This window comes from Monashia sp. HAY1-2A, from assembly GCF_056755315.1.
In genome coordinates this window covers 18,269-45,195 of the sequence record NZ_JBNDHY010000002.1, presented here as the reverse complement: position 1 = coordinate 45,195, position 26,927 = coordinate 18,269, and the positions used below count along the sequence as shown (strand labels likewise).

The following is a 26,927-nucleotide window of genomic DNA, read 5'->3' as shown; positions in this document are numbered from 1 at the left end:
GACCACGCCCGACGCGTCACGCCGACGCGCGGGCCCCGGTGGCGGCGCCCTCGACCTTCGTGTCGGGGGCGTCGTCGCGTCCGAGGTCGCGGACCGCGCGTGACAGCAGCGCGGACAGCGCGACGACCAGGTAGACGACGGCGCTGCCGACGAGGAGCGCCTCGAGGTCGACGACCGAGGCGAGCCAGCCGTAGAGGAAGGTGCCGACCGGCATCGCGACGAAGGACCCGAGCGCGTCGTAGCTCGACACGCGGGACAGCACCGCGAGGGGCACGTGCTCGTGAAGGGCCGTGGACCAGCCGACGCCGAAGACCTCGACCGCCGCGCCGGCGACGAGGAAGCCGAGCGCCACGGCCACGAGGGACGGGGCGAGCCCGAGCATCGCCATCGGGACCGCGAGGGCCGTCATGGCGAGCATGCCGGCCCGCAGCGGGTGCGGCAGCCGCAGCCGCATCATGACGATCGTCATGATGACGGTGCCGAGGGCCTCGGCGGACAGGACGATGCCCCAGCCGGCCTCGCCGATCGCCGGGTCGGAGGTGGCCACGAGCGGGCCGAGCACCCCGACCGCACCGACGTGGATCGCGTTGAGGACGCCGAAGACGAGGACGACGACCCAGAGCCACTGGCGGCCGCTGAACTCGCTCCAGCCCTCCCGCAGCTCGCGCACCATCGAGGACTGGGCCGGCCGGGCGGCGGCGTCGGTCCGTGGCAGCCGGACCCGGGCGAGGCAGACGATGGCCACCGCGTACGTCAGGGCGTCGACGGCGAGGGCCCAGCCCGGCCCGACCGACACGACGAGCCCACCGGCCACCGCCGGCCCGACGACGGCCAGGCCGCTGCGGCTGAACGACAGCAGCGCGTTGGCCTGCTGGAGCCGTGGGCGCTCGACCACGAGCGGCACGATGCCCATCATCGCCGGCATCGTGAACGCCGACACGGCCCCGTTGAGGGCCTCGATCACGGTCAGCTGCGTCAGCGTCGCGTGCCCGCTGACGACGAGGACGGCAGCCGCCGCCTGGGTCAGCAAGGTCAGCGCGTGCGAGGCCTGCTGGACGGTGACGCGCGAGAACCGGTCCGCGACGACCCCGCCGACGAGGAGGAAGACGACCATCGCGAGCGTCCGGGCCCCGAGGACCTGCGCGAGCGCCCCGGCCGACTCGTCCACGTGCAGGACGGCGAAGGCCAGCGCCACCGGCGCCATGACGGACCCCACGGTCGAGACGGTGCGGGCCGTGAAGTACCAGGCGAACCGGCGGTCGCCGAGTGCGCCGAGCGACTGCCGCAGCCTCATGCCTCCTCCTGCCGCCCGCTGTCGTCCTCGGTGTCGTCCCCGGTGTCGTCCTCGACCCGCAGCCGGAAGGCGGCCACGGACAGCGCCGCCCGCACCGTGCCCTCGGTGCGCGGCGGCCTGGCTGATGCGTGCAGCAGGGTGCTCGCCTCGTCGACGAGGGCACAGACGCGGTCCCACACCCCCGGCTCGACCCAGAGGTCGGCGTCGGTGAAGCGGCTCGGCGAACCCTGCTGACGCTCGAGGAACCGCCGCGGGATCATGTCCGCGAGGACGCGCACGTACGCGAGCCGGTCCTCCTCGCGGGTCGCCTCCGGGCGCGCGATGGGCGCGTCCCACGGGTGCCGGTACTTCTTGGCCCGGCCTCCGCGCACGGTCTCCTCGCCGGCCACCTCGAGCAGGCCGGCCGACTCGAGCAGCCGCAGGTGGTAGCTGGCGTTGGCCTGGGTGACGTCGAGCTCGCGGGCCACCTCCGCGGCGCTCAGCTCCGCACCGGTGAGCAGCGAGAGCATCTGCAGCCGCAGCGGGTGTGCGGTCGCCCGGAGCTCGCTGATCCGCTTCTGCTCCAAAGACATGCTGGGGAGCATGACGCGCTCCCGGACTCACCGTCAAGCATCTCTTTGGGGGTCACGCTCAGGACGACCGACGCACCTCGAACGTGAAACCCTCCTCGCGGAGGCGCTCGGCCAGGCGTTCCCCCAGAGCCGTGGCAGGCGTGGACACCCCGGTGCGTCGCGGAAGCCCGTCGTCGCAAGCCAGCGCGAGGACCGCCTCGCCGAGCATGACGGCCGTCCCGCCGTACCCGGGGTCGAACGGTGCGGCCACTCGGGTCAGGTACCGCGCCCCGGTCGTCGTCGTCGCGTGGAGGTCCATCCGGAACCGGCCGGCCGCGCGCTGCGCCTCTCCGGGCCCCTCCCCGGGCCGCGGCAGGAAGCGGTCGAGCACGGCTCGCGTCGGCGCGAACGACAGCGCGGCGAGGCCACCCACGAGACCGACGCCCAGGACCGCGGCGACGAGGGGCGACAACGGGCCGCGCCCGACGTCGACGACCTCGCGGTAGCGCAGGCCGCGGCCGTACGACCAGTCGGTGAGGGTGTTCGACAGGCGCACGATCCGGGTGTTGAACGAGGCCATGACGAACGGCCCGTTCCACCGACCGCTCCGGGGGTCGCGGTCGACCGGCACGAGCTTGCGCAACCGCCCCAGAGCGCCGGGTCGTCGCCCGTTGCCGCTGGCCCGCTCGTCCGCGCGGCGGGGGCTGAGCGCGTACGGGTCGGCGAGCACCCGTCGGACGCCGGCGTCGGCCCGGGCGGCGATCGCCTGGCGGCGGACCGAGTCGACGGTGCCGCCGGAGAACCCGCCCTTCATCGACCGCACCCGCAGGGTGACGTCGGCCAGCGTGCCCTCCCCGTCCGCCGCTGCTCGGTGCGCCGTGAGGAGCACCCCGAGGTCGGAGGGGATCGAGTCGAAGCCGCACGCGTGGACGATCGCGGCACTGGTCCCGCGGGCCAGGGCATCGAGCTCGTCGAGGGACCAGCGCACGAAGAGCACCTCGCCGGTGAGGTCGGCGTAGTGGGTGCCCTCCTCGGCGCAGGCCCGGGCCACCTCGCGCCCGTGGGCGTCGTAGGGGCCGACGGTCGTGGCGAGCACCCGCGTCCGGGCGGCGAGGACCCTCAGCCCGGCAGTGTCGACAGCGTCGACAGCCACGACCTCCCACCGTGAAGCCGCGGTGTCGATCCCCGACAGCTCGACACGCAGCGCCTCCAGCTGCTCGCGGGAGCGCCCGGCCAGGGCGACGCGGACGGGTTCACCGGGCTCCTCGCCGGCGCGCCGTGCCAGGTGTGCCGCGGTCAGGGCGCCCACGAAGCCGGTCGCGCCGAAGAGGACGAGGGCGAGGTCGCGCGACGGCGGCGTGGACGACATGGGGCACACTCTGCCAGCCGGCTCGGTCCCCGGCGCCGGTCGGCGACCGTGGTGCTCACCACCCGTCGACGGGGTCGACGCGCACGGTGACGACCTCGGGCTCCTTGCGCGCCGACCGAAAGGCCTTGAGGGCGAGCAGGGCCCGCGTCAGCTGGGTAGTGTCGGCGGACGGGACGCGCACGAGGACGTGGTGGTCGCTCGGCCGGCGGTCGGCGTCGCCGTCGGTGGCCGCGCCCCGCCGCGGGGTGACCGCCCCCAGCAGCGGCACCGGGCCGAGGACCTGCGCCGATGCGGGCAGGTCGACCTGCTCGAGGGCCTCCTCCAGCGCGCGTCGCGTGCCGGTCAGCTGCGCGACGCGCGCGGCCGGCGGCAGGCCGAGCTCGCGCCGGTCGGCGAGCTCGCGCCCGGCGAGCCAGCCCGGGTCCCAGCGCACGAGGGCCTCGACCGCCGGCAGCGCGACACCGTCGGGCACACCGCAGAGCACGACCGCGCGGCCCTCGCGGGCGAGGGCAGCCGCCGCGGTCCACCGGCGCAGCGCCTCGAGGGGCGCGTCGTGCACGGGCAGGTCGAGGCTGGCCCACGCGTCGAGGAGCAGCACCGCGGTGTAGCCGCCCTCGGCGACCGGCTCGGCACCGGGCGTCGCGATGACGAGGGAGGGCTCACGACCGACGGCCCGCAGCACCTCGCCCGAGCCCGACGTGTGGACGCCCACGCCGGGGAACGCGCGGCCGATCTCCTCGGCCGTGCGCCGGGCGCCCGTGACGGAGGAACGCAGCCGAGGCGACCCGCACTCGACGCAGCGGAAGGTGCCGGGCGCGACGACGAGCCCGCACCAGCGGCACCCCGGCGCCGCCCCCGAGGCGCCCTGGGCCACCGGGCCGCGGCAGCGCCCGCACCGGACCGGCGTCCGGCACTCCGCGCAGCTGAGCGAGGGCAGGTACCCGCGCCGGGGCACCTGGACGAGCACCGGTCCGTCGACGAGCGCGTCCTTGGCGACGCGGTGGGCGCGGGCCGGCAGGTGGGCCCGCGCGGCCGGGCCGTCGCGCTCCTCGTCGGTGCCCTCCCCGGCGACGGTGACGCGGGGGACGGCGCCTCGCCACCCGGGCCCCGGCTCGACCGGCACCAGTGCTCCGGACTCCAGGGCCGCCTCGACGCGCAGGCTCCGCGCGAACCCGCCGGTGAGCAGGGCCGCGCCGGTGGCCGCGGCGCGCAGGCCGAGCACGACGCCCGTGTGGTGGTAGGGGGCGCGCGGCTCGGCGAGCAGGTCGTCGCCGTCGTCCCACCACGCGACCAGACCGAGGTCGCGGACCGGCGCGAAGGCCGCCGCGCGCGTGCCGATGACGACGCGGACGTGGCCGCGCAGCACCTTGAGCCAGGCGGTGTACCGGGCCTGCGGCCCCTGGTCGGCCGTGAGGCGCACGTGCCGGCCGGCACCGAGGGCTGCCGTGAGCGCCGCGTCGAGCCGGTCGACGTCGCGGTGGTCGGGCACGACGAGCAACGACCCCCGGCCGGCCGCGAGCGCCGTCGCGGCGGCGGTGGCGAGCGCCGCCGGCCAGTCCTGCTCGGGGACCCGTCCCGGCAGAGCCGTCCACGCCGCGGCCGGACCCTCACCGGCCGCGAGCCGGCGCAGCCACGCCGGGCCCGCCGGGTACGCCGACCAGGGCCCCGGCTCCGGCGCGCCGACGGGGTCGGCCGGCGGGGGCGCGAGGGCGAGGGCCCGCTCGGCCGTGGCGTGTCGCTTCGGGACGGCGAGGCGCAGGACGTCGCTCAGCGTGCCGGCGTACCGGTCGGCGACGGCCCGGCACAGCGCAAGGACCTCGGGCGTCAGGACCGGCTCGGGGCTGACGACCCGGCGCAGCGGCGCGAGCCGGCCGTCGTGCTCGGGTGCCGCGCGACGCTCGACGACGAAACCGTCGAGGTCGCGCCCGGCGAAGCGGATCCGGACCCGCGCGCCCGGCACGGCGTCGTCGTCCATCTCCTCGGGGACCGCGTACTCGAAGAGCCGGTCGAGGTGGGCCAGCGGCGTCTCCACGACGACCGCAGCGACCGGCCCGGAGGCCGGTCGCTGCGACTGGTCGTTCGTCGGTTCGTCGCCCACGAGGGCGAATCTAGCCTCAGGCGGAGACGGCGGCCCTCAGGGCGTCCACACGGTCCGTGCGCTCCCAGGTGAAGGCGTTGTCGACGCCGTCGGCCTTGGTGCGGCCGAAGTGGCCGTAGGCGGCGGTCGGCTTGTAGATGGGGCGCAGGAGGTCCAAGGCGTCGACGATCGCGGCGGGGCGCAAGTCGAAGACGTCTCCGATGGCCTGCTGGATGGAGTCGACCGGCACCGTCTCGGTGCCGAACGTCTCCACGTAGAGGCCGACGGGCTGGGCCTTGCCGATGGCGTAGGCGACCTGCACCTCGCAGCGGCGGGCGAGCCCGGCCGCGACGACGTTCTTGGCCACCCAGCGCATGGCGTACGCGCCCGAGCGGTCCACCTTGCTCGGGTCCTTGCCGCTGAAGGCGCCACCGCCGTGGCGGGCCATGCCGCCGTACGTGTCGACGATGATCTTGCGGCCGGTGAGCCCGGCGTCACCCATCGGGCCACCGATCTCGAAGCGGCCCGTGGGGTTGATGAGGGCGCGGAAGCTCGACGTGTCGAGGTCGGTGCCGCTCGCGGCGAGCTCCTCGAGGACGGGCGCGAAGACGTGCTCGCGGATGTCGGGCTCGAGCATGCCCTCGAGAGACACGTCCGGTGCGTGCTGGGTCGAGAGCACGACGGTGTCGAGCCGGACCGCCTTGTCGCCCTCGTAGGCGATGGTGACCTGGGTCTTGCCGTCAGGACGCAGGTAGGCCAGCTCCTCGCTCTTGCGGGCCTGGGTCAGGCGCTCGGCGAGGCGGTGGGCCAGGAAGATCGGCAGGGGCATGAGCTCGGGGGTGTCGTCGCAGGCGTAGCCGAACATGAGGCCCTGGTCGCCGGCGCCCTGCTTGTCGAGAGGGTCGATGCCACCGTGCCGGTTCTCGTGCGCGGTGTCGACGCCCTGGGCGATGTCGGGCGACTGCGCGCCGATGGAGATCGACACGCCGCACGTGCGCCCGTCGAAGCCCTTCTGCGAGCCGTCGTAGCCGACCTCGAGGATGGTCTGGCGGACCAGCTGCGGGATCTCGACGTAGCCGGTCGTCGACACCTCACCGGCGACATGGACGAGGCCGGTCGTCACCATCGTCTCGACGGCGACCCGGGCCTGCGGGTCGACCCGCAGCAGAGCGTCGAGGACGGAGTCGCTGATCTGGTCGCAGATCTTGTCCGGGTGTCCCTCGGTGACGGACTCGGACGTGAACAGACGTGCGGACACTGGCTCTCCCTGGCTCGGGTGCGGGTGGTGTGGCCCGGTCGGCGGGGCTCGTGGCGCGGGCGTGTTGCGTGAGTCTAACCGTCAGCGGATCAGCGGAGTCAGGGTGTCCCAGAGGGCGTCGGCGACGACGTCCTTGCCGGCCGGTCCCACCGTCAGGACGTCCTCGGTGCCGCGGCGCAGCACGTGGACGGTCGTGTCGTCCTTGCCGAACGTCGTGTCGGTCCCGACCTCGTTGACGACCTGGACGTCGCTGCCCTTGCGGGCGAACTTGGCGCGCGCGTGGTCCATGACCGAACCGTCGGCGTCACCGGTCTCGGCGGCGAAGCTCACGACGAGCGGACGGGTGTCGCCGCGGGCGTCACGGTCGGCGACGAGACCGCGGACGATGTCGGGGTTCTCGACGAGCTCGACGGTCAGGCCACCGGCGCCCGGTGCGGCAGGGTCCTTCTTGATCTTGCTGTCGCTGACCGTGGCCGGCCGGAAGTCCGCGGGCGCCGCGGCCATGACGACGACGTCCGCCCCGCGCGCGGCCGTGGCGACGGCGTCGCGCAGCTCGAGCGTCGTGCCGACCCGGACGACGTCCACGCCCTCGGGCACCGGCAGGTCGACGTTGGCGGCGACGAGGACGACCTCGGCACCGCGGGCGGCGGCGGACCGCGCGATGGCCAGCCCCTGCTTGCCGGAGCTGCGGTTGCCGAGGAAGCGGACCGGGTCGAGCGGCTCGCGGGTGCCACCCGCGGAGACGACGACGCGGCGTCCGACGAGGGACCCGTCGGCGGAGGCGACGGCGGCGGCATCGGCATCGGCATCGGCCCCGGCGTCGAGGGTGGCGACGCCGCCGAGGACCCTGAGGCACGCGGCGTAGATGTCCGCGGGCTCGGGCAGCCGCCCGGCGCCGGAGTCGACCCCGGTGAGGCGCCCGACCGCAGGCTCGATGACGTGGACGCCGCGTGAGCGCAGCGTCGCCACGTTGGCGCGCGTGGCCGGGTGCTCCCACATCTCGGTGTGCATGGCCGGGGCGAAGACGACCGGACAGCGCGCCGTGAGCAGGGTGTTGGTCAGCAGGTCGTCGGCGAGCCCGTGGGCCGCCTTGGCGAGGACGTCGGCCGTGGCCGGCGCGACGACGACGAGGTCGGCGGACTGGCCGATGCGCACGTGCGGCACCTCGTGGACCGAGGTCCACACCTCGGTCGAGACCGGCTTGCCCGACAGCGCCGACCACGTCGGCGCCCCGACGAAGCGCAGCGCTGCCGCGGTGGGCACGACCGTGACGTCGTGGCCGGCCTCGGCGAACAGCCGGAGCAGCGCGCACGCCTTGTACGCGGCGATGCCGCCGCTGACGCCGAGGACGACGCGCAGCGGGGCGCCGCCGGTCGACGCGCTCACGGGGGCGGTCAGCCCTCGGTGGGCTCGGACGTGAGCAGGCCCTCGTTGATCTCGCGCAGCGCGATCGACAGCGGCTTCTCGTGGACCTCGGTCTCGACGAGCGGACCGACGTAGTCGAGCAGGCCCTCCTGCAGCTGCGAGTAGTACGCGTTGATCTGACGGGCGCGCTTGGCCGAGTAGATGACGAGCGCGTACTTGGAGTCGGCGGCGGTCAGCAGGTCGTCGATCGGCGGGTTGGTGATGCCGATGGGAGCAGCCTGGGTACCGGACACGGTGATCTCGTTTCGTTCGGGGATCGGCGCGTGCCTGCCTGGCGGGGCACGCGAGGGTCGGGGCTCACCGTTCGGCGGGCCCCGATCTCATCAATGATACGAGTTCCTCGCTCGCGCGCCGAACGTCGTCGTTGACGATGACCTCGTCGAACTCCGACTGGGCGGCCAGCTCGGCCCGCGCGGTGGTGAGCCGGCGGTCCCGCTCGGCCTCGCTCTCGGTGCCGCGTCCGACGAGCCGGCGGACCAGCTCCTCCCAACTCGGCGGGGAGAGGAAGACGAAGAGCGCCGCCGGCCAGCTGTCGCGCACCTGGCGCGCGCCCTGCAGGTCGATCTCGAGGAGCGCGTCGCGGCCCTCCCGGATGGCGCGCTCGACGGGACCGCGAGGCGTGCCGTACTTGGCGGCTCCGTGCACGACCGCGTACTCGAGGAACTCGCCGGCCGCGACGAGCCGGTCGAACTCGGTGTCGTCGACGAAGTGGTAGTGCACGCCGTCGACCTCGCCGGGGCGCGGCTTCCGGGTCGTCATCGAGACCGAGAACCACACTCCCGGGAAGTGGGTGCGCACGTACGAGGCGACGGTGCCCTTGCCCACCGCGGTGGGCCCGGCCAGGACGGTCAGCCGGCCGCGCCGGGCAGCCGCGGTGCTGTCGGTGGAGTCGGTGGTGTCGCTCGTGTCAGGAGTGTCGGCGGTGCGGGCGGCGGTGGGGGCGCTGTCCCCGTCCATCACGGCTTCTCGAAGCGCTTGAGCAGCGCGGCCACCTGGTTGGCGCCGAGGCCCCGGACGCGCCGCGACTCGGCGATGCCGACCTCGGCCATGATCGCCCGGGCCCGGACGCGGCCGACGCCCGGCATCGACTCCAGCAGCTCGGTCACCTTCATCTTGCCGATGACCGCGTCCGTCCGGCCGTCCTCGAGCACCTCGGAGAGCGAGCCGCTCGAGTACTTGAGCCGGTTCTTGACCGCGGCCCGTTCCCGTCGCGCGGCCGCGGCCTTCTCGAGGGCCGCAGCCCGTTGCTCGGGGGTGAGCGGTGGAAGCGCCACGGTGTCCGGTCTCCTGCCTGCAGCGGGGTGACGCGTCCTGCGCCCCCCGTGTCCTCGTGTCTTTCCGCCCGAACCTAGCGAGCCGCCCGTGCGGCCCGCAACGCGGCCCCCGGCGGACGGCGGGTCGCCGGCGGGTCGCCCACGGGTCACCGGCGGGACTGCGCGCGATCACTGCGACAGGTCGACGTCGCAGGTCTCGCGGGCGTGCGTCTCGATCTTCTTGGCCGTCGCCTGGTACGAGGCCATCTGCGTGGTCAGCCCCGCCAGGTCGGGGTGGTCGACGGCGAACTTCTCGAAGAACGCCCGCAGCGTCGTCCACTCGGAGCGGACGTCGTCGGGGGCGGCCGCCTCGATGGTGCGCACGCTCGCGACGAAGCGGGTCGCCGCCGCCCGGTCGGCGAGAGACGCGCCCGCGGACGCCCACTGGGACCGTGCGGCCCGCAGCGCGTCGCAGTACGCCGTCGTGTCCGAGCCGCCGCACCCGCTGAGCACGAGGACCGCGAGCACGGCTGTCGCCGCGGCGACGGTCGGGGTGGCGGAGCGGGCGGTGCGCATGCCCCCACCGTAGGCGGTCACCGCGGCGGCGTCCCGACCTCGCGCATCCGGAGGTCAGGGCACGAGCGTGGCGGCGACCTCGCGGGCGCGCGCGGCGAGACGGCCGGGCTCGGGGCCGGCCCCGAGCACCTCGCGGCTCGACGCGGCGAGCACCTGGCGACGGGCCGGACCGAAGGTGCGCGTCAGGCTCTCGACGGTGCCCCCCTGGGCCCCGACACCGGGCGCCAGAACCGGTGTCGCAGCGGCCACGAGGTCGAGACCGAGGTCGGCGACGGCCGAGCCGACGGTGGCGCCGACGACGAGGCCGACGTGACCCAGCTCGCCCCGCGCGGCGGCCGCCGCGTTGTCCGCGGCGGCGCCGGCCACGACGGACCCCGCGACGGAGCGGTCGTCGCGCACCGCGTGCTGGACGCTCGCGCCCTCCGGGTTGGACGTCAGGGCGAGGACGAACAGGCCGCGGCCGGTCTGCTCGGCGAGGTCGATGGCCGGGCGCAGCGACTCGTACCCGAGGTACGGGCTGACCGTGAGGGCGTCCGGCGGGGCGACGGCGTCCTTGCCGAGGTAGGCCTCGGCGTAGGCGGCCATCGTCGAGCCGATGTCGCCGCGCTTGGCGTCGAGGATCGTCAGCGTCCCGGCCTCGCGCAGCTCGGTGAGGACGCGCTCGAGGACCGCGATGCCGCGGCTGCCGAAGACCTCGAAGAACGCCGACTGCGGCTTGACGGCCGCGACCCGACCCGCGAACGCCTCGACGCACGTCAGCGCGAAGCGCTCGAGGCCGGCGACGTCGTAGGTCAACCCCCAGGCCTCGACGAGCGAGCGGTGCGGGTCGATGCCGGCGCAGAGCGGCCCGCGCTCGTCCATGGCGGCACGCAGGCGCGCGCCGAAGCCGGTCGTCATCGTCGGTCTCCGTTCGTCGGGGGGTTCTGGGCGGGTGCCGCCACGGGCGGTCCTCAGCGGCCGTGCGCGGCGCCGACGGCGTCCTCGAAGCGGTCGTAGCCGAGACCGGCGAGCAGGTCGGCCAGCTCGTGGAGCACGCGCATCGGGGCCTTCGGGTCGTTGAACGTCACGGTGCCCACCTGGACGGCGCTCGCGCCCGCGGCGACGAGCTCGAGGGCGTCGCGGCCGGTGCGCACGCCACCGACGCCGATGATCGGCACGGTGCGCATCCGTCCCTCGAGCATGGCCTGGCGCACCTGCCAGACGGCGCGGACCGCGACCGGGCGGATGCCGGGCCCGGACAGTCCGCCGGTGACGCCGCCGAGGTGCGGGCGCATCCGGTCGGTGTCGATGGCCATCCCGAGCAGCGTGTTGATCATCGTCAGGCCGTCGGCACCGGCCTTGACGCAGGCGGCGGCGATGGCGGCGATGTCGGTGACGTCGGGGCTCAGCTTGGCGAACACCGGGACGTCGCGCGGCAGCTGCTCGCGCACCAGGGCGATGACCTTGGCCGACGCCAGCGGGTCGCACGCGAAGACCAGCCCGCGGTTGGCGACGTTGGGGCAGGAGATGTTGACCTCGACGCCGACGACCGCCTCGAAGGCCCGGCTGGCGCGCAGCGTGGCCGCGACGTCGGCGTACTCGGAGCTCGAGCCGCCGGCGATCGAGGGCAGGACGCGCGCCCCGACCGAGGCCAGCCACGGCAGGTCCTCGTCGACGAAGGCCTCGATGCCGGGGCCCTGCAGCCCGATCGAGTTGAGCATCCCGGAGGGCGTCTCGGCCATGCGGGGGGTGCCGCGACCCGAGCGTGGCTCGGCCATGACCGACTTCGTGACGAACGCGCCGAGGTCGGCGACGTCGAAGAAGCGGTGCAGCTCACGGCCGTTGGCCGCGCAGCCGGAGGCGGTCATGAGGGGGTTGGGCAGCCGGCGTCCGGCGAGGTCGACGGACAGGTCGAGCCGGGCGCCCGGCACCTCGCTCCCCCGCGCCCGCTCGGCGGGCTCGACGGGCTCGACGGGCTCGACGGCGGAGTGGGCGGCGGACTCGACGGTGAACTCGGCCATCAGTGACCTCCGGTCCTGGGGGCGCCGACGCAGTCGTCGGGGACCCGGGCGTGGTTGCCCTCGAAGGCGTCCCAGCGGATGCGGTCGCCGCGGAACACGGGGCCCTCGACGCACGAGCGGGACATGCGGGTGCGGCCGTCGGAGCCGACGACCGGCATGACGCACGTCATGCACACGCCGACGCCACAGGCCATGGCCTCCTCGACGGCCACCTGCGCGACGGCGCCGTGCGCCGCGGCGACGTCGGTGACCGAGCGGAGCATGCCCATGGGCCCGCACGCGTAGACGACGGCGGCGCCCGTGCGCGAGATGACCTCGGGCAGCACGTCGCTGACCCAGCCGCGCTGGCCGACCGACCCGTCGTCGGTGGTCACGGTGACGCCGTCGCAGGAGCGGCGGGCCTCGACGACGCCGAAGAGGCGGTCCTCACCGGCCGCACCGAGCACCATCTCGACGTGGCACCCGCGCTCGCGCAGGTCGTGCGCGAGCCAGAACAGGGGCGCGCTGCCGTAGCCGCCACCGACGAGGACGCACGCGACCGGGTCGGTGGGCAGCGGGAAGGGCTTGCCGAGCGGACCGACGACGTCGATGTTGTCGTGCGGCCGGCGCTCGACGATCCAGCGCGTGCCGGCACCGACGGCGGAGACGACGATCTCCACCGTGCCGCCGTACGTGCCGCTGGGGCTGACCTTGTGGATCGAGAACGAGCGGCGCAGCAGGGTCCCCGAGGACTCCCCGCCGACGGCCAGCGCGACGAACTGCCCGGGCCGGCCCAGCTCGGCGACGCCGGGGGCGACGAGCGTCAGGTGCTGGTAGGCACCGACGCGCCGGGTCGCGATGACCTCGGCGACCTCCTGGGTGACGCGGGAGCGCTGGGCGCGCGCGGTGGTGGCCGCGCTCACGCGTCGGCCCCGACCGTGGTCGGCAGGTCGGCAGTGGTGAGTGCCACGGCGTCCTGCGGATCGGCCTGTGCCGCAACGTCGCCCGAGATCCTCGTGCCGCGGCCGTAGAGGTCCAGGTCGCGGGCGTGGTCCTGCAGCGACTTGACCCGCACCTCCTCGGTCAGCTGCGCCTCGATGCCGAGGACCGCGGCGGCGAGCGTCGCGATCGTCGTGATGATCGGCTTGTCCGCGCTCGTCGTGGCTGCGCGGATGGCGTAGCCGTCGGCGCGGGCGTCCTGGCCGGAGGGGGTGTTGACGACCATCTGCACCTCGCCGGCCTCGATGAGGTCGACGATCGAGGGCTCGTTCGGGTCGCCCTCGCCGCGCTCGGTGATCTTGCGGACGACGGTGGCCTCGATGCCGTTGCGCTTGAGCACCGCGGCGGTGCCGGTGGTCGCGAGGATCGTGAAGCCGAGGTCGACGAGGCGCTTGACCGGGAAGAGCATGGCGCGCTTGTCGCGGTTGGCGACCGAGACGAAGATCGCGCCCGAGCGCGGCAGCGCCGAGCCGCTGCCCTGCTGGGCCTTGGAGAACGCCGAGCCGAAGTCGAGGTCGATGCCCATGACCTCACCGGTCGAGCGCATCTCCGGGCCGAGCAGGGAGTCGACGGCGATGCCCTCCTTGGTGCGGAACCGCTTGAAGGGCAGCACCGCCTCCTTGCACGAGACCGGGGCGTGGGCCGGCATCGAGCCACCGTCGCCGGCGGGCGGCAGCAGCCCCTCCTCGCGCAGCTCCGCGACGCTCGCCCCCAGCATGACCCGGGCCGCGGCGCTGGCCAGCGGGACGCCCGTGGCCTTGGCCACGAACGGGACCGTGCGCGAGGCGCGCGGGTTGGCCTCGATGACGTAGAGGATGTCCTGGGCGAGGGCGAACTGGACGTTCATGAGGCCACGGACGCCGATGCCCTGGGCCAGCTTCAGGGTGGCCTCGCGGACCCGGGCGAGCTCGGCCTCGCCGAGCGTCGCGGGCGGCAGGGTGCACGAGCTGTCGCCCGAGTGGATGCCGGCCTCCTCGACGTGCTCCATGATGCCGCCGAGGTACATGTCCTCGCCGTCGTAGAGCGCGTCGACGTCGATCTCGATGGCGTCGTCGAGGAACCGGTCGACGAGCACCGGGTGCTCGGGGCTGGCCTCGGTGGCCTTCTCGACGTAGGTGACGAGCGAGTCGTCGTCGTAGACGATGACCATGCCGCGGCCGCCGAGCACGTACGAGGGGCGCACGAGCACCGGGTAGCCGATCTCGCGGGCGATCGCGAGGGCCTCGTCCGCGCTGACCGCCGTGCCGTGCTTCGGTGCGATGAGCCCGGCCTTGGCCAGCACCTGCCCGAAGGCCCCGCGGTCCTCGGCGAGGTGGATGGCGTCGGGCGAGGTGCCGACGATCGGCACGCCCTCGTCAGCGAGCGCCTTGGCCAGGCCGAGCGGCGTCTGGCCGCCGAGCTGGACGATGACGCCCGCCACGGGTCCGGCCTTCGTCTCGGCGTGGATGACCTCGAGGACGTCCTCGAGGGTCAGCGGCTCGAAGTACAGCCGGCTGCTCGTGTCGTAGTCGGTCGAGACCGTCTCGGGGTTGCAGTTGACCATGACCGTGTCGAACCCCTTGTCGCGCAAGGAGAACGACGCGTGGACGCAGGAGTAGTCGAACTCGACACCCTGGCCGATGCGGTTCGGCCCGGAGCCGAGGATGATGACGGCGGGGCGCTCGCGCGGCTCGACCTCGGTCTCCTCGTCGTAGGACGAGTAGTGGTACGGCGTCGTGGCGGCGAACTCGGCGGCGCACGTGTCGACCGTCTTGTAGACCGGTCGCACCCCGAGGGCGTGGCGGACGCCGCGCACGACGGCCTCCGGCATCCGGCGCAGGCTCGCGACCTGCGCGTCGCTGAAGCCGTGGCGCTTGACGAGCCGGAGCAGGTCGGGCGTCAGCTCGTCGGCCTCGGCGAGCATGGCCGCGACGTCGTTGATGAGCTCGATCTGGTCGAGGAACCACGGGTCGATGCCGGTCTGCTCGTGCACGCGCTCGACGCTGATCCCGCCGCGCAGCGCCTGCTGTACCGCGACGATCCGGCCGTCGGTCGGGACCGTCGACTCCTCGAGAGCCCGCTCGGCGGCGGCCTCGGACAGCTCGCCGTCCCAGTGGAAGGAGGCGCCCTTCTTCTCCAGCGAGCGCAGCGCCTTCTGCAGCGCCTCGGTGAAGTTCCGGCCGATGGCCATGGCCTCGCCGACCGACTTCATCGTCGTCGTCAGGGTCGGGTCCGCGGCGGGGAACTTCTCGAACGCGAACCGCGGCACCTTGACGACGACGTAGTCCAGCGTCGGCTCGAACGACGCCGGCGTCTCGCGGGTGATGTCGTTGGGCACCTCGTCGAGCGTGTAGCCGATCGCCATCTTCGCCGCGATCTTGGCGATCGGGAAGCCGGTCGCCTTGGAGGCCAGGGCGCTCGACCGGGAGACGCGCGGGTTCATCTCGATGACGATGATGCGACCGTCGGCGGGGTTGACCGCGAACTGGATGTTGCAGCCGCCGGTGTCGACGCCGACCTCGCGGATCACCGCGATGCCGATGTCGCGCAGCCGCTGGTACTCGCGGTCGGTGAGCGTCAGGGCCGGGGCGACGGTGATGGAGTCGCCGGTGTGCACGCCCATCGGGTCGAGGTTCTCGATCGAGCAGACGACGACGACGTTGTCGGCGTGGTCGCGCATGACCTCGAGCTCGTACTCCTTCCAGCCGAGGATCGACTCCTCGAGGAGCACCTCGGTCGTCGGGCTGTACTGCAGGCCGGCGCCGGCGATCCGGCGCAGGTCGGCCTCGTCGTAGGCGAAGCCGGACCCCAGGCCGCCCATCGTGAAGGAGGGCCGCACGACGACGGGGTAGCTCAGCTCCTCGGCGGCGGCGAGGCACTCCTCCATGGAGTGGCAGATGACCGAGCGGGCCGACTCGGCGCCGCAGCGCTCGACGACGCCCTTGAAGGCCTCGCGGTCCTCGCCGAGCTGGATGGCCTCGACGTTGGCGCCGATGAGCGGGCAGCCGTACTTCTCGAGGACCCCGTTGTCGTGCAACGCGATCGCACAGTTGAGCGCCGTCTGGCCGCCGAGCGTCGCGAGCACCGCGTCGGGTCGCTCCTTGGCGATGATCGCCTCGACGACCTCGGGCGTGATCGGCTCGACGTACGTGGCGTCGGCGAACTCCGGGTCGGTCATGATCGTCGCCGGGTTGCTGTTGACGAGGATGACGCGGATGCCCTCCTCGCGAAGGACGCGGCACGCCTGCGTGCCGGAGTAGTCGAACTCGCAGGCCTGGCCGATGACGATCGGCCCGGACCCGATGACGAGGACGCTCTTGATGCTGTCGTTCCTGGGCATCAGGACAGGTCTCCCGTCTTGTCGGTGCTGTGCTGTCTCGTTTCCATGAGCTCCACGAAGCGGTCGAAGAGGTAGGCGGCGTCGTGGGGACCGGCGGCGGCCTCGGGGTGGTACTGGACGGAGTAGGCCGGGGCGTCGAGCAGCTCGAGCCCCTCGACGACGTCGTCGTTGAGGCACACGTGCGACACGCGGGCGCGGCCGTACGGGGTGTCGCTGTCACGGTCGGTCGGCGCGTCGACGGCGAACCCGTGGTTGTGCGCGGTGACCTCGACCTTGCCGGTCGTGCGGTCCATGACCGGCTGGTTGATGCCACGGTGGCCGTACTTCAGCTTGTACGTGCCGAACCCGAGCGCCCGCCCGAACAGCTGGTTGCCGAAGCAGATGCCGAAGAACGGGACGCCGGCGCCGAGGACCTCGCGCAGCAGCGTCACCTCGTGCTCGGCGCTCGCCGGGTCGCCGGGGCCGTTGGAGAAGAAGACGCCGTCGGGCCCGCCCTCGGCGACGCCCATGACCTCGGCGAAGGTGGCCGTCGCCGGCAGGACGTGCACCTCGATGCCCCGGCGAGCCATGAGCTGGGGCGTCATCGCCTTGATGCCGAGGTCGAGGGCCGCGACGGTGAAGCGCTTCTCGCCCTCCGCAGGCACGACGTACGGCTCGGCCGTCGTCACCTCGGCGGCGAGCGCCGCCCCCGACATCTCGGGGCTGCGGCGGACCGCCTCGAGCAGGTCGGCCTCCGGAGCGTCGGCGGCGCCACCGCTGAAGATGCCGACGCGCATCGCACCACGTTCGCGCAGGTGACGGGTGAGCGCCCGTGTGTCGAGGTCGCAGATGCCGACGACACCCTGCTCGGCCAGCTCGTCCTCGAGGTCGCGGGTCGAGCGCCAGCTCGACGCGCGGATCGCAGGGTCGCGCACGACGTAGCCGGCGGCCCAGATGCGGGTGCTCTCGTCGTCCTCGGTGTTGACGCCGGTGTTGCCGACGTGCGGCGCCGTCATGACGATGACCTGGCGGTGGTAGCTCGGGTCGGTGAGGGTCTCCTGGTAGCCGGTCATGCCGGTGGAGAAGACCGCCTCGCCGACCGTCTCGCCGACGGCGCCGTAGGAGGCGCCGAGGAAGGTGCGGCCGTCCTCGAGCACGAGCACGGCGGGCTCGCGCAGGCGCCGGGTGCGTCCCTGCCGGGCCGGCACGGTGAGCGGGGTCGAGGTCGTCACAGGTGGGCTCCAGTCGCGTTCGTCAGTTGTCGTTGCGTGTCTCGCTGCGTGCCCGCGCCGGTGCGGACGTCGTGGGTGACGCGTCCGGCGTGGACCGTCGTCACGACGGCCCCGCGGAACGTTCGTCCGTGCCACGGGTTGTTGCGCGAGCGGCTGCGGCTCGCGGCGGCGTCGACGGTGACCTCGCGGTCGGGGTCGACGAGGGTCAGGTGTGCCGGGGCGCCGGCCGCGATGGCCTGCCCCTGGTGGGCCAGGCCCCCGATGCGGGCCGGGTTGGCCGACATGACGCGGGCGACGTCGGCCCAGTCGAGCCGCCCCGGGCGCACGAGGACCTCGCTGACGACCGACAGGGCCGTCTCGAGGCCGAGCATCCCGAAGGCGGCGTCGACGAAGGCGTGCTCCTTGTCGTGGCGGGCGTGGGGCGCGTGGTCGGTGGCGACCGCGTCGATGGTGCCGTCGGCGACGGCCGCGCGCAGGGCCTCGACGTCCTCGGCGGGGCGCAGCGGCGGGTTGACCTTGAAGACGGGGTCGTAGCCGGCGAGCAGGTCGGTCGTGAGGAACAGGTGGTGCGGCGTCACCTCAGCGGTGACGTCGATGCCCTGCGCCTTGGCCCAGCGGATGACCTCGACCGTGCCGGCGGTCGACACGTGGGCCACGTGGACCCGCGAGCCGGTGTGCCGCGCCAGCATGACGTCGCGGGCCACGATGGACTCCTCGGCGATGCCGGGCCAGCCGGGCAGGCCGAGACGGCCGGAGACCTCACCCTCGTGGCAGCAGGCGTCGGGCCCCGCGAGACGCGGGTCCTGGGCGTGCTGGCTGACGACACCACCGAACGGCTTGACGTACTCGAGGGCGCGCCGCATGACGCGGGCGTCGCTGACGCAGTGCCCGTCGTCGCTGAAGACGCGCACCCTCGCCCGCGAGCGCGCCATGAGGCCCAGCTCGGCGAGCTCGGCACCGGCCAGGCCCTTGGTCACCGCGCCGACGGGGACGACCTCGGTGAGGCCGCAGGCCCGGCCGAGGTCGAGGACGCGCTCGGCGGCCTCGGCGGTGTCGGTGACGGGGTTGGTGTTCGCCATGGCGAAGACGGCCGTGTACCCGCCGGCGGCGGCCGCTGCCGACCCGGTGGCGATGGTCTCGGCGTCCTCGCGACCCGGCTCGCGCAGGTGGACGTGCAGGTCGACGAGGCCCGGCAGCGCGACGAGGCCGTCGGCGTCGAGCACCTCCGCGCCGGCCGGGGCGTCGACGGTGCCGACCTCGCGGACGACGCCGTCGACGACGAGCACGTCGGCCGCCTCGGCGCCGAGGAGGCGGGCACCACGGATCACGAGGCGGGTCATCGGACGGCTCCTGAGGCGGCGGGGTGGGTGGCGGCGAGGGCGTCGGGCGGGGACGTCGCGGTGTCCTCGCCCGCGAGGAGGTGGTAGAGGACGGCCATCCGGACCGCGACGCCGGCCGAGACCTGGTCGAGGACGACCGACTGGGGCGCGTCGGCGGCCTCGGGGGCGATCTCGAGGCCGCGGTTCATCGGTCCGGGGTGCAGGACGAGCACATCCGGGTTGCGGGTCACGAGCGTGTCGAGGCGGTCGCGGGTCAGGCCGTAGCCGACCGTGTACTCGCGCGGCGTCGGGAAGAACCCGCCGCTCATCCGCTCGCGCTGGACCCGGAGCATCATGACGGCGTCGACCGTGCCGTGCTCGCCCCGGCCCTCGAGGACCTCGTCGAGGTCCCAGCTCGTGGCGAACCCGTCCGCAGCGCTCCAGGCCCCGATGCCGCTCGGCATGAGCGTCGGCGGCGCGACGACGGTGACCTTGGCCCCGAGGGTCTTGAGCGTGATGACGTTGCTGCGGAAGACCCGCGAGTGCGTCAGGTCACCGACGATCGCGACGTGCCTGCCGTCGAGCTCGCCCATCCGGTGGCGCAGCGTGTACGCGTCGAGGAGGGCCTGCGTCGGGTGCTCGTGGGTGCCGTCGCCGGCGTTGATGACGCTGCACCGCACCCACTGGGCCACCTGGTGGCACGCGCCCGAGGCGTTGTGGCGGATGACGAGCGCGTCGACGGCCATGGCGTCGACGGTCATCGCCGTGTCGCGCAGGCTCTCGCCCTTGGACGTCGAGGAGCCCTTCGCCGACAGGTTGATCGTGTCGGCCGACATCCACTTGCCCGCGATCTCGAACGAGCTGCGGGTGCGCGTCGAGTCCTCGAAGAAGAAGTTGATGACGGTGCGGCCGCGCAGCGTCGGCACCTTCTTGACCTCGCGACGCTGCAGGTCGTGCATCGACGCGGCGGTCTCGAGGATGTCCTCGACCTCCCGACGGGTCAGGTCGGCCGAGGAGATGAGGTGGCGGGTCATCGGGCCTCTCCCCCGCTGATCTTGACGGTGTCGACGCCGTCGAGCTCGGCGACGCGTACGTGGACGCGCTCGTCACGCGAGGTCGGCAGGTTCTTGCCGACGTGGTCGGCCCGGATCGGCAGCTCGCGGTGGCCGCGGTCGACGAGGACCGCCAGGCGCACCGCGCGGGGCCGGCCGAGCTCGCTCAGGGCGTCGAGGGCCGCGCGGATGGTGCGACCGGAGTAGAGGACGTCGTCGACGAGGACGACGACGCGGTCGTCGATGCCGCCGTCGGGGATGCGGGAGCGGTGCGCCGTGCGGACCGGGTTGCGACGGAGGTCGTCGCGGTGGAGCGTGATGTCGAGCTCCCCGACCGGGACCGGGGCGCCCTCGACGTCCGCGATGCAGGCGGCGAGACGCCGCGCGAGCGGCACTCCGCGAGAAGGGATCCCGAGCAGGACGAGGCTGTCCGCGCCGCGGTTGCGCTCGAGGATCTCGTGGCCGATGCGCCGCAGCGCCCGGGAGATGTCGCCCTCGCTCATGACGTCTCTCGCGTCAGGAGGGGTGCTCGGACTGGTTGCAGGCGCACTCAGGTCAGGGCAGGTCACAGCCGCTGGACCTCCTTCCCCGCCTCACGGGACGGTGGTTAAAGGATGTCTTCGGGCAGCGAGTCTAGCGTCCCGCGCGACCGGTCCCGACACCCCGCCACTCCGTGAGAACGGCCCGGGCCGAGGCGAGGGCGCAGAGGCTCCACGTGCCGCAGAGGACGGCGAGGACGACCGTACCGGCGACGGCGAACCCGGTCCGGTGGCTCGACCCGGCGAGATGGTGCAGCCCGAGGGACACCGTCCCGATGGGGAACGTCAGGGCCCACCAGCCCGGCGAGAACGGCATCCGGCCCGCGAAGCCGCGGGCGGTGACGGCCACCGCCCACCCGGCGAGCGGCACACCCGCCGCGAGGACCACGACGCCGTAGCCGACGGCGAGCGAGCGCAGGTCGGCCGCGGCCACCGGCGTGAGCCACGGGCCCGCCGCAGCGACGAGCGCCTGGGCCGCCCCCACCGACTGCCCGACGATGCCGAGCGGGATCCACGACGTGGCCGACGCTGCCAGGGGAACCGGCGCCACGCGCCAGTGGTGGGCGTAGCCGAGCGTGAAGACGACGACCCCGAGCGCGAGCGCGACGGGGAAGCAGGCCGTGGCCACGCCGAGCAGGGCGAGCCCGGCACCGGGAACCGTGGACACGTGCGGCACGAGGGCGGCCCCGGCGGTCGCCGAGACCATCGGAGGCACGACCGGAAGGCCCCACAGGAGTGTCGGCTCGCCGGCCTCGCCTCGCACCAGGGTCGCGGTGAACCCGAGCGCCGTGGCCAGGCCGAGGACGGTGCCCACCACCCACAGGCCGGCGCCGAGCAGGGCGGACGTCCGTCCCGGCGCCACGGTGACCGTCGCCGAGCCGACGGCCAGGACGCCCATGGCCACGGTTCCCCAGAGGGCGCGGTCGGTCGGTGTCGCGAGCGACGCGCGCAGGCGCTCCGGCCGCCGGATCACGCGAACGAGGAACCCGCCGCCCACGGTGACGAGCAGCAGCCACGCGAGGACCATCAGGGCCCTCGCGGCGTCGTGCAGCCGGTCGCCGGGGCCCGGTCCGTCGGCATACGCGGCAAGGAGCGTGGCGAGGATCCCGGTCCCCATGACCGCGGGGAACCAGGCCGGCCCGGCGGGTGGGAGCCCCACCGCAGCCGTGGGAGGCCCGCCGGCAGCCGGCGGTTTGGTCGCGGCACCGGGTCGCGCGGTTCTATGGACGGCAGGGTCGGCGAGGGCGGTCGGCACGGGTCCACCCTCGCTGCCCGCACCGTCCGCTCGGAAGCGCCACCGATGCGTGAGCCCACAAGGTCGGACTTGTGGACGGGTACGATGGCGGGATGTCCTCCGACCTGCGGCACGTGCCCGAGACCGGCTCGCTGCTCGCCCTGCTCGCGGTGGCGCGGTGCGGCAGCATCTCCGCGGCCGCCGCTGAGCTCGGCGTCACCCAGCAGGCGATGAGCGCACGGGTCCGCGCGGCCGAACGGGTGCTCGGTGTCGCGGTCTTCACCCGCACCTCCCGAGGCGTCGAGCTCACGGCCGCGGGGCAGCTCGTCGTCACGTGGGCCGGCGACGTCGTCGACGCCGCACGCGCGCTGGAGCACGGCGTCACGGGCCTGCGCACCGCAGGCGAGAGCGTCGTGCGGGTCGCGGCGAGCAACACCGTGTCCGAGTGCCTCCTGCCCGGGTGGGCCAGCGCCCTGCGCGCCTCCACGGGCGGCGTGCGGGTGCAGGTGGTCCCGGCCAACTCCGAGCACGTCGTCGCAGCGGTGACGGCCGGCGAGGTGGACCTCGGGTTCGTCGAGGGCCCGACCGTGCCACGCGGGCTGGCGCGGCGCACCGTCGCCTCCGACGCCCTCGTCGTCGTCGTGCCGCGCGACCACCCGTGGGCCAGGCGGCGACGCGGCATCACCGCCGGCGAGCTCGCCGCGACGCCGCTCGTCGTGCGCGAGGCCGGCTCAGGAACCCGTCGCACGTACGAGCGGGCCGTCCCCGGCCACGTCGCGCCGGCGCTCGAGCTGTCCTCGACCGGGGCGGTGCGCGACGCCGTCGTCACCACCGGGACCCCGGCCGTCCTGTCCGCGCTCGCGGTCCGCGGCGACCTGCGGTCCGGGCGTCTCGTCGCCGTGCCCGTCGTCGACCTGACGATGCCGCGCTCGATCCGTGCGGTGTGGAACCAGAGCCAGCGCCCGAGCGATGCCGCCGCCGAGCTGCTCGCCATCGCCGCCGCGACCCGCGAGGCCTAGGGGCCCGCGGCGGCGTCCGGGTCAGACGATCGTGGCCTTGACCTCGGCGAGACGGCTGAGCAGGCCGTTGACGAAGCTCGGCGACTCGTCGGTCGACAGCTCAGTGGCGAGCGCGACCGCCTCGGAGATCGCGACACCGTCGGGGATCTCCTCGTTCCAGAGCACCTCCCACGCACCCAGACGCAGCAGCGCCCGGTCGACCGCCGGCATCCGCTCGATCGTCCATCCCTGGCTGTAGTCGGTGAGCGCCGCGTTGATGTCGTTCCAGTGCCCGACGACACCGCGGACGATGTCGGCCGTGTACGGGTTGTTGCCCGCCCGCGAATCGCGGTCGGCGAGGCGCTCCTCGAGGAGGGTCACCGCGTTGACGCCGCGCTGGTCGGCCTCGAAGAGGATGTCGAGGGCCCGGGCCCGGGCCTTGGTGCGTGCAGCCACGTGGGTCCGCGTCCGATCAGTCGTTGACGCGGCCGAGGTACGACCCGTCGCGGGTGTCGACCTTGACCTTCGTGCCGGTCTCGAGGAAGAGCGGCACGTTGATCTGCGCACCGGTCTCGAGCGTGGCCGGCTTGGTGCCACCCGTCGAGCGGTCGCCCTGCAGGCCCGGCTCGGTGTGGGTGATCTCGAGGACGACGGACGCCGGCAGCTCGACGTAGAGCGGCGCGCCCTCGTGCGTGGCGACGATGGCGTTCTGGTTCTCGAGGAGGTAGTTCGCGGCGTCACCGACGGTGGTCTCCGACACGTTGAGCTGGTCGTAGGTGTCGGTGTCCATGAAGACGAAGTCCGAGCCGTCCTTGTACAGGTACTGCATCGTCCGCTTGTCGACGTTGCTCGTCTCGACCTTGACACCCGCGTTGAAGGTCTTGTCGACGACCTTGCCCGACAGGACGTTCTTGAGCTTGGTGCGCACGAAGGCGGGGCCCTTGCCCGGCTTGACGTGCTGGAACTCGACGACGGACCAGAGCTGCCCCTCGAGGTTGAGCACCAGGCCGTTCTTCAGGTCGTTCGTAGATGCCATCTGCTGGAAACCGCTTTCGTGTGCCGGCCGGTGGGCGCCCCGCGGGCGCGCCGGGACCCGGTCGCTTAGATGTCGTGGAAGGTGCCGCGCAAGTCTAGCCGTGGCCCGCGCCGATCGCGGAATCGCCGGTGCCGCGCGGGCCGGGGCAGGTGTAGGCTCGCCGGTCCCCCAGACGTGTCCCGGCCCGAGAGAGGCGGCTTCGCCGTGCCCGCGCCCACCAACACCCTGAGCGACGAGCTCGCACGAGAGCAGGCCTTCCTCGACCGTGCGCGGGCCGAGCTGGGCCGGATGCGTGAGGCCGCCGAGGCGCTCGACGCGTCGCGGGCCAGCGACGCCGTCAGCGGCGAGGTGCTCTCCCGCGTCCTCGCCCGACGCATCGCCTCGCTGCAGGACGACCCGCGCACGACGCTCTTCTTCGGCCGCATCGACCTCGAGCCGGCGGATGCCCCGGCCGAGTCGTTCCACGTCGGGCGCCGGCACGTCAGCGACGAGTCCGGCGACCCGGTCGTCGTGGACTGGCGGGCGCCGGTGTCGACGGCGTTCTACCGCGCCTCGCACCTGGAGCCGATGGACGTCGTGCTGCGTCGCCGGTTCGGCGTCGACCACGGCCGGCTCACGGCGATCGAGGACGAGCACCTCGGGCTGCCTGCGGTCCATGACGACGCGTCCGGTGGCTCGCTGCTGGCGGCCGAGATCGAGCGTCCCCGCACCGGGCCGATGCGCGACATCGTCTCGACGATCCAGCCGGAGCAGGACGAGATCGTGCGCAGCGACGTCGGGACGACGATCTGTGTGCAGGGTGCCCCGGGCACCGGCAAGACCGCGGTCGGGCTGCATCGCGCCGCGTGGCTGCTCTACTCCTTCCGTGAGCGCCTCGACCGATCCGGGGTGCTCGTCGTCGGACCCAACCGCGCGTTCCTGGACCACATCGGCGCGGTCCTCCCCTCGCTCGGTGAGGTCCGCGTCGGCCACGCGACCATCGACAGCCTCCTCGAGCACGGCCGGGTCCGTGTCGACGAGCCCGCGGCGGTCGCGACGCTCAAGGGTGACGCGCGCCTGGCGGCGGTGCTGCGCCGGGCCGTGTGGTCGACCGTCGCGCGGGCCACCGAGGCGCTCGTCGTGCCTCGCGGCGTCCGCAAGTGGCGCGTGCCGGCGTACGAGGTCCAGGAGATCCTCGACGAGCTGGCCGCTCGCGGCGTCCGGTACACCGCGGCCCGCGACCTGCTGCCGATGCGCCTCGCGCACCACGTCCTGCTCGGGATGGAGCGCGACGGCGACGCCCCCGACGACCGCGTGCAGGAGTCCGTCGCGAAGTCGCCCGCCATGAAGAAGTACGTCGCGTCGGTGTGGCCCGCCCTCGACCCGCAGACGGTGCTGCACCGGCTCTGGTCCGACGCGGAGGCACTGGCTGCCGCTGCGGAGGACGATCTCACTGCCGAGGAGCAGCGGATGCTCCTGTGGGACAAGCCGGCCCGCACGAAGGGCGCAGCGCGGTGGAGCCGGGCGGACATGGCCCTGCTCGACGAGATCGGCGATCTGCTGAACCGAGTGCCCAGCCTCGGGCACGTCGTCCTCGACGAGGCGCAGGACCTGTCCCCCATGCAGCTTCGCGCCGTCGGTCGGCGCTGCTCCACCGGGTCGGCGACGGTGCTCGGCGACATCGCCCAGGGAACCACGCCGTGGGCCACCTCGTCGTGGGCCGACGCGATGCGCCACCTCGGCAAGGAGTCCCACGACCTCGTCGTGCTCGACCGCGGGTTCCGCGTGCCGGCACAGGTCATCGACTACGCGGCCCGGCTGCTGCCCGCCATGGCGCCCGGTCTCGGTGCGCCGGTGTCCGTGCGGTCCAACCCCGGGCGCCTCGACGTCGTGCCCGTGGCCGGCGAGCTCATGGCGGCCGTGGCCCGGGTCGTGCGAGAGGCGAGCGCCGAGCCCGGCTCCGTCGGCGTCATCGCGCCCGACGCCATGGTCGCCGACGTCGCCGCCGGGCTCACCTCCGCGGGCATCCCGCACGGCCGGCTCGACCGGGACCACGGCGACGACGAGGACCACCAGGTCGAGGTCGTGCCGGCGGGCGTCGCCAAGGGACTCGAGTTCGACCGCACGGTGGTCGTCGAGCCGGCGGCCATCGCCGCCGCGGAGCCTGACGGACGGACCGGGCTGCGGCGCCTCTACGTCGTGCTGACGCGCGCCGTCTCGGCGCTCACCGTCGTGCACGCCGAGCCGCTCCCCGACGCCCTGGCCGGCTGAGCACGGCAATTCGATGGCGCTCCCGCCGCCTGCGGGCGAGCATGGGGGCGTGGTGAGCGAGCGGCGGCTGCCGCCCCAGGGTGGCCTGCCCCCGACCGGGGAGGTGGGCGACGACGTCGTCGAGATCGCCTGCGACGAGTCCGGCTTCTCCGGCACCAACCTGCTCGACGCCGCGACGCCGCTGTTCGTCCACGCCAGCGTCGACCTGCCCGTCGCGGAGGCCGCCGACGTCGTCCGCACCCTGCACGCGGGGGTCAGGTGGTCGCTCGACGAGGTCAAGTCCGGACCGCTGCTCCGGGGGCCCGACGCCCGGGCCGCCCTCGAGTGGCTCCTCGAGCGGCTCCGTGGTCACGCCCACGTCCACGTCGTCGACAAGGAGCTGTTCCTCGTCAGCCGCGTCGTCGACCTGTTCCTCGTCGAGCCGTCGTACGCTGCGGGCACCCGCCTGGCGGCGGTCGACCCGGGGGCGTCGCTGGCGCTCTACCGCGCCGGACGGGCGCACCGGGCACAGTGGTCCGCCTTCCTCCGCGCCCTCTCCGACGTCGTGCGGACCAAGGCCCGTCACGCGCCGGACGCGGCCTCCCTCGACGCCTTCCTGGTGTCACGCGAAGCGCTTCTCAGGGCGCTCAGCGCAACCGGCGACGAGGCCGAGCGGGGGCGGACGGAGGCGATGGGCGTCCTCGCGGCGGTCGAGCGCGAGCGCGTCATCGAGGTGACGACCCGGTTGGCCGACGGCGACCGGTCGGTGCCGCCGCCGCTCGAGCCGCTCCTGCCCGCGCTCGCCGAGACGGTGCTGTTCTGGAGCGACGGACGACGTCGCGTGCTGGTCGTCCACGACGAGCAGAGCGCCCTGACGGCCGACCGGTTGCGCCGTCTGCAGGAGGTGCTCGCCGGCGCGGCCGACGGATCCCCTTCCGCCCTGGCCGGACTCGTCACCGTCGACTCCCGCGACGACCCCCGCGTGCAGGTCGCCGACCTGCTGGCCGGTGTCGCCCGCCGGTCGCCCGACGTCCTCGGCGACCCGCTGCTTCAGGGGTTCCTGTCCCCGACCTCGCTCGTCGACCGGCCTCTGCCGGACCCCTCAGTCGCTCGGCCCTACGTCACTGCTCACCCTGACTGAGCACTGACGTAGCGAGCGGGGGCGCCTCCCCTCGGAGCGGCACCAGACCTCGGCCGCAGCCCGGTTCG

Annotated in this window: 24 protein-coding genes; 3 read left to right on the top strand and 21 right to left on the bottom strand. The window is 74.0% G+C overall.

The genetic code is table 11. The features are described from left to right. Nucleotides 1–16 precede the first annotated feature (16 nt). The 19 genes from ACPYOM_RS00590 to ACPYOM_RS00500 form a co-directional block, all read right to left on the bottom strand. Nucleotides 17–1,294, bottom strand: coding sequence for an MFS transporter (locus ACPYOM_RS00590; protein WP_481344476.1), 1,278 nt, complete (start codon nucleotides 1,292–1,294; stop codon nucleotides 17–19). Then, nucleotides 1,291–1,866: an ArsR/SmtB family transcription factor gene (locus ACPYOM_RS00585; RefSeq protein ID WP_481344475.1), complete on the bottom strand. Its 576-nt coding sequence runs from the start codon at nucleotides 1,864–1,866 to the stop codon at nucleotides 1,291–1,293. The genes ACPYOM_RS00590 and ACPYOM_RS00585 overlap by 4 nt, the downstream gene beginning before the upstream one ends. 58 nt (nucleotides 1,867–1,924) lie before the next feature. After that, on the bottom strand, nucleotides 1,925–3,214 hold the full coding sequence (locus tag ACPYOM_RS00580; protein WP_481344474.1) for a saccharopine dehydrogenase family protein: 1,290 nt from the start codon (nucleotides 3,212–3,214) through the stop codon (nucleotides 1,925–1,927). Nucleotides 3,215–3,269: 55 nt separating this feature from the next. Beyond that, a complete protein-coding gene (locus ACPYOM_RS00575) occupies nucleotides 3,270–5,312 on the bottom strand; it encodes a primosomal protein N' family DNA-binding protein (RefSeq protein WP_481344473.1) in 2,043 nt (680 codons plus the stop codon). A gap of 16 nt (nucleotides 5,313–5,328) precedes the next feature. Further along, a complete protein-coding gene (gene metK, locus ACPYOM_RS00570; protein ID WP_481342577.1) occupies nucleotides 5,329–6,549 on the bottom strand; it encodes a methionine adenosyltransferase in 1,221 nt (406 codons plus the stop codon). 81 nt (nucleotides 6,550–6,630) lie between these two features. Then, the gene (coaBC, locus tag ACPYOM_RS00565; protein WP_481344503.1) at nucleotides 6,631–7,908 is read right to left on the bottom strand and encodes a bifunctional phosphopantothenoylcysteine decarboxylase/phosphopantothenate--cysteine ligase CoaBC; all 1,278 of its coding nucleotides are present in this window, start codon (nucleotides 7,906–7,908) and stop codon (nucleotides 6,631–6,633) included. 35 nt (nucleotides 7,909–7,943) lie between these two features. Next, a complete protein-coding gene (gene rpoZ, locus ACPYOM_RS00560) occupies nucleotides 7,944–8,207 on the bottom strand; it encodes a DNA-directed RNA polymerase subunit omega (protein WP_323101854.1) in 264 nt (87 codons plus the stop codon). A 64-nt stretch (nucleotides 8,208–8,271) separates the two neighbouring features. Continuing rightward, nucleotides 8,272–8,931, bottom strand: coding sequence for a guanylate kinase (gmk, locus tag ACPYOM_RS00555; protein ID WP_481344472.1), 660 nt, complete (start codon nucleotides 8,929–8,931; stop codon nucleotides 8,272–8,274). After that, a complete protein-coding gene (gene mihF / locus ACPYOM_RS00550; RefSeq protein ID WP_481342575.1) occupies nucleotides 8,931–9,248 on the bottom strand; it encodes an integration host factor, actinobacterial type in 318 nt (105 codons plus the stop codon). Before mihF ends, gmk begins: the two co-directional genes overlap by 1 nt. A 168-nt stretch (nucleotides 9,249–9,416) precedes the next feature. After that, on the bottom strand, nucleotides 9,417–9,803 hold the full coding sequence (locus tag ACPYOM_RS00545; RefSeq protein WP_481344471.1) for a hypothetical protein: 387 nt from the start codon (nucleotides 9,801–9,803) through the stop codon (nucleotides 9,417–9,419). Nucleotides 9,804–9,857: 54 nt separating this feature from the next. Continuing rightward, entirely contained in the window at nucleotides 9,858–10,700 is an 843-nt protein-coding gene (gene pyrF / locus ACPYOM_RS00540; RefSeq protein WP_481344470.1) for an orotidine-5'-phosphate decarboxylase, read from the bottom strand. Nucleotides 10,701–10,753: 53 nt separating this feature from the next. Then, nucleotides 10,754–11,650 (bottom strand): dihydroorotate dehydrogenase, encoded by an 897-nt coding sequence (locus tag ACPYOM_RS00535; RefSeq protein WP_481344502.1) that lies wholly within the window; start codon nucleotides 11,648–11,650, stop codon nucleotides 10,754–10,756. Between the two features lie 152 nt (nucleotides 11,651–11,802). Further along, complete coding sequence (locus ACPYOM_RS00530; RefSeq protein ID WP_481344469.1) at nucleotides 11,803–12,705, bottom strand: dihydroorotate dehydrogenase electron transfer subunit; 903 nt, start codon at nucleotides 12,703–12,705, stop codon at nucleotides 11,803–11,805. Beyond that, nucleotides 12,702–16,100, bottom strand: coding sequence for a carbamoyl-phosphate synthase large subunit (gene carB / locus ACPYOM_RS00525; protein WP_481344468.1), 3,399 nt, complete (start codon nucleotides 16,098–16,100; stop codon nucleotides 12,702–12,704). The genes ACPYOM_RS00530 and carB overlap by 4 nt, the downstream gene beginning before the upstream one ends. Further along, nucleotides 16,100–17,287 carry a glutamine-hydrolyzing carbamoyl-phosphate synthase small subunit gene (gene carA, locus ACPYOM_RS00520; protein ID WP_481344501.1) on the bottom strand — a complete coding sequence of 396 codons (1,188 nt, stop codon included), beginning with the start codon at nucleotides 17,285–17,287 and terminating at the stop codon, nucleotides 16,100–16,102. Before carA ends, carB begins: the two co-directional genes overlap by 1 nt. A gap of 20 nt (nucleotides 17,288–17,307) precedes the next feature. Next, the gene (locus ACPYOM_RS00515; protein ID WP_481344467.1) at nucleotides 17,308–18,651 is read right to left on the bottom strand and encodes a dihydroorotase; all 1,344 of its coding nucleotides are present in this window, start codon (nucleotides 18,649–18,651) and stop codon (nucleotides 17,308–17,310) included. Then, nucleotides 18,648–19,664 (bottom strand): aspartate carbamoyltransferase catalytic subunit, encoded by a 1,017-nt coding sequence (locus ACPYOM_RS00510; RefSeq protein ID WP_481344466.1) that lies wholly within the window; start codon nucleotides 19,662–19,664, stop codon nucleotides 18,648–18,650. Before ACPYOM_RS00510 ends, ACPYOM_RS00515 begins: the two co-directional genes overlap by 4 nt. Beyond that, complete coding sequence (gene pyrR, locus ACPYOM_RS00505; RefSeq protein ID WP_481344500.1) at nucleotides 19,661–20,236, bottom strand: bifunctional pyr operon transcriptional regulator/uracil phosphoribosyltransferase PyrR; 576 nt, start codon at nucleotides 20,234–20,236, stop codon at nucleotides 19,661–19,663. The genes ACPYOM_RS00510 and pyrR overlap by 4 nt, the downstream gene beginning before the upstream one ends. A gap of 79 nt (nucleotides 20,237–20,315) precedes the next feature. Continuing rightward, a complete protein-coding gene (locus tag ACPYOM_RS00500) occupies nucleotides 20,316–21,476 on the bottom strand; it encodes a TDT family transporter (RefSeq protein WP_481344465.1) in 1,161 nt (386 codons plus the stop codon). Between the two features lie 92 nt (nucleotides 21,477–21,568). Between ACPYOM_RS00500 and ACPYOM_RS00495 the strand changes: the two genes are divergently transcribed. Then, nucleotides 21,569–22,474: a LysR family transcriptional regulator gene (locus ACPYOM_RS00495; RefSeq protein WP_481339929.1), complete on the top strand. Its 906-nt coding sequence runs from the start codon at nucleotides 21,569–21,571 to the stop codon at nucleotides 22,472–22,474. 21 nt (nucleotides 22,475–22,495) lie between these two features. On the opposite strand, the gene nusB is transcribed toward ACPYOM_RS00495, so the two are convergent. Both nusB and efp read right to left on the bottom strand, forming a co-directional pair. Next, nucleotides 22,496–22,909: a transcription antitermination factor NusB gene (nusB, locus tag ACPYOM_RS00490; protein WP_481344464.1), complete on the bottom strand. Its 414-nt coding sequence runs from the start codon at nucleotides 22,907–22,909 to the stop codon at nucleotides 22,496–22,498. Between the two features lie 16 nt (nucleotides 22,910–22,925). Beyond that, nucleotides 22,926–23,489: an elongation factor P gene (gene efp / locus ACPYOM_RS00485; RefSeq protein WP_323101757.1), complete on the bottom strand. Its 564-nt coding sequence runs from the start codon at nucleotides 23,487–23,489 to the stop codon at nucleotides 22,926–22,928. A 204-nt stretch (nucleotides 23,490–23,693) separates the two neighbouring features. Here efp and ACPYOM_RS00480 point away from each other — a divergent pair, with 204 nt between their 5' ends. Both ACPYOM_RS00480 and ACPYOM_RS00475 read left to right on the top strand, forming a co-directional pair. Further along, a complete protein-coding gene (locus ACPYOM_RS00480) occupies nucleotides 23,694–25,739 on the top strand; it encodes a HelD family protein (RefSeq protein WP_481344463.1) in 2,046 nt (681 codons plus the stop codon). Between the two features lie 49 nt (nucleotides 25,740–25,788). Continuing rightward, nucleotides 25,789–26,859 (top strand): DUF3800 domain-containing protein, encoded by a 1,071-nt coding sequence (locus ACPYOM_RS00475; RefSeq protein ID WP_481344462.1) that lies wholly within the window; start codon nucleotides 25,789–25,791, stop codon nucleotides 26,857–26,859. Nucleotides 26,860–26,927: the final 68 nt, after the last annotated feature.

Bases quoted from the DNA above. Each gene is read 5' to 3' on its own strand.
- ACPYOM_RS00590 (WP_481344476.1), bottom strand. From the start codon at position 1,294: ATGAGGCTGCGGCAGTCGCTCGGCGCACTCGGCGACCGCCGGTTCGCC.
- ACPYOM_RS00585 (WP_481344475.1), bottom strand. From the start codon at position 1,866: ATGTCTTTGGAGCAGAAGCGGATCAGCGAGCTCCGGGCGACCGCACAC.
- ACPYOM_RS00580 (WP_481344474.1), bottom strand. From the start codon at position 3,214: ATGTCGTCCACGCCGCCGTCGCGCGACCTCGCCCTCGTCCTCTTCGGC.
- gmk (WP_481344472.1), bottom strand. From the start codon at position 8,931: ATGGACGGGGACAGCGCCCCCACCGCCGCCCGCACCGCCGACACTCCT.
- ACPYOM_RS00545 (WP_481344471.1), bottom strand. From the start codon at position 9,803: ATGCGCACCGCCCGCTCCGCCACCCCGACCGTCGCCGCGGCGACAGCC.
- pyrF (WP_481344470.1), bottom strand. From the start codon at position 10,700: ATGACGACCGGCTTCGGCGCGCGCCTGCGTGCCGCCATGGACGAGCGC.
- ACPYOM_RS00535 (WP_481344502.1), bottom strand. From the start codon at position 11,650: ATGACCGCCTCCGGCTGCGCGGCCAACGGCCGTGAGCTGCACCGCTTC.
- carB (WP_481344468.1), bottom strand. From the start codon at position 16,100: ATGCCCAGGAACGACAGCATCAAGAGCGTCCTCGTCATCGGGTCCGGG.
- ACPYOM_RS00515 (WP_481344467.1), bottom strand. From the start codon at position 18,651: ATGACCCGCCTCGTGATCCGTGGTGCCCGCCTCCTCGGCGCCGAGGCG.
- ACPYOM_RS00510 (WP_481344466.1), bottom strand. From the start codon at position 19,664: ATGACCCGCCACCTCATCTCCTCGGCCGACCTGACCCGTCGGGAGGTC.
- ACPYOM_RS00495 (WP_481339929.1), top strand. From the start codon at position 21,569: ATGTCCTCCGACCTGCGGCACGTGCCCGAGACCGGCTCGCTGCTCGCC.
- efp (WP_323101757.1), bottom strand. From the start codon at position 23,489: ATGGCATCTACGAACGACCTGAAGAACGGCCTGGTGCTCAACCTCGAG.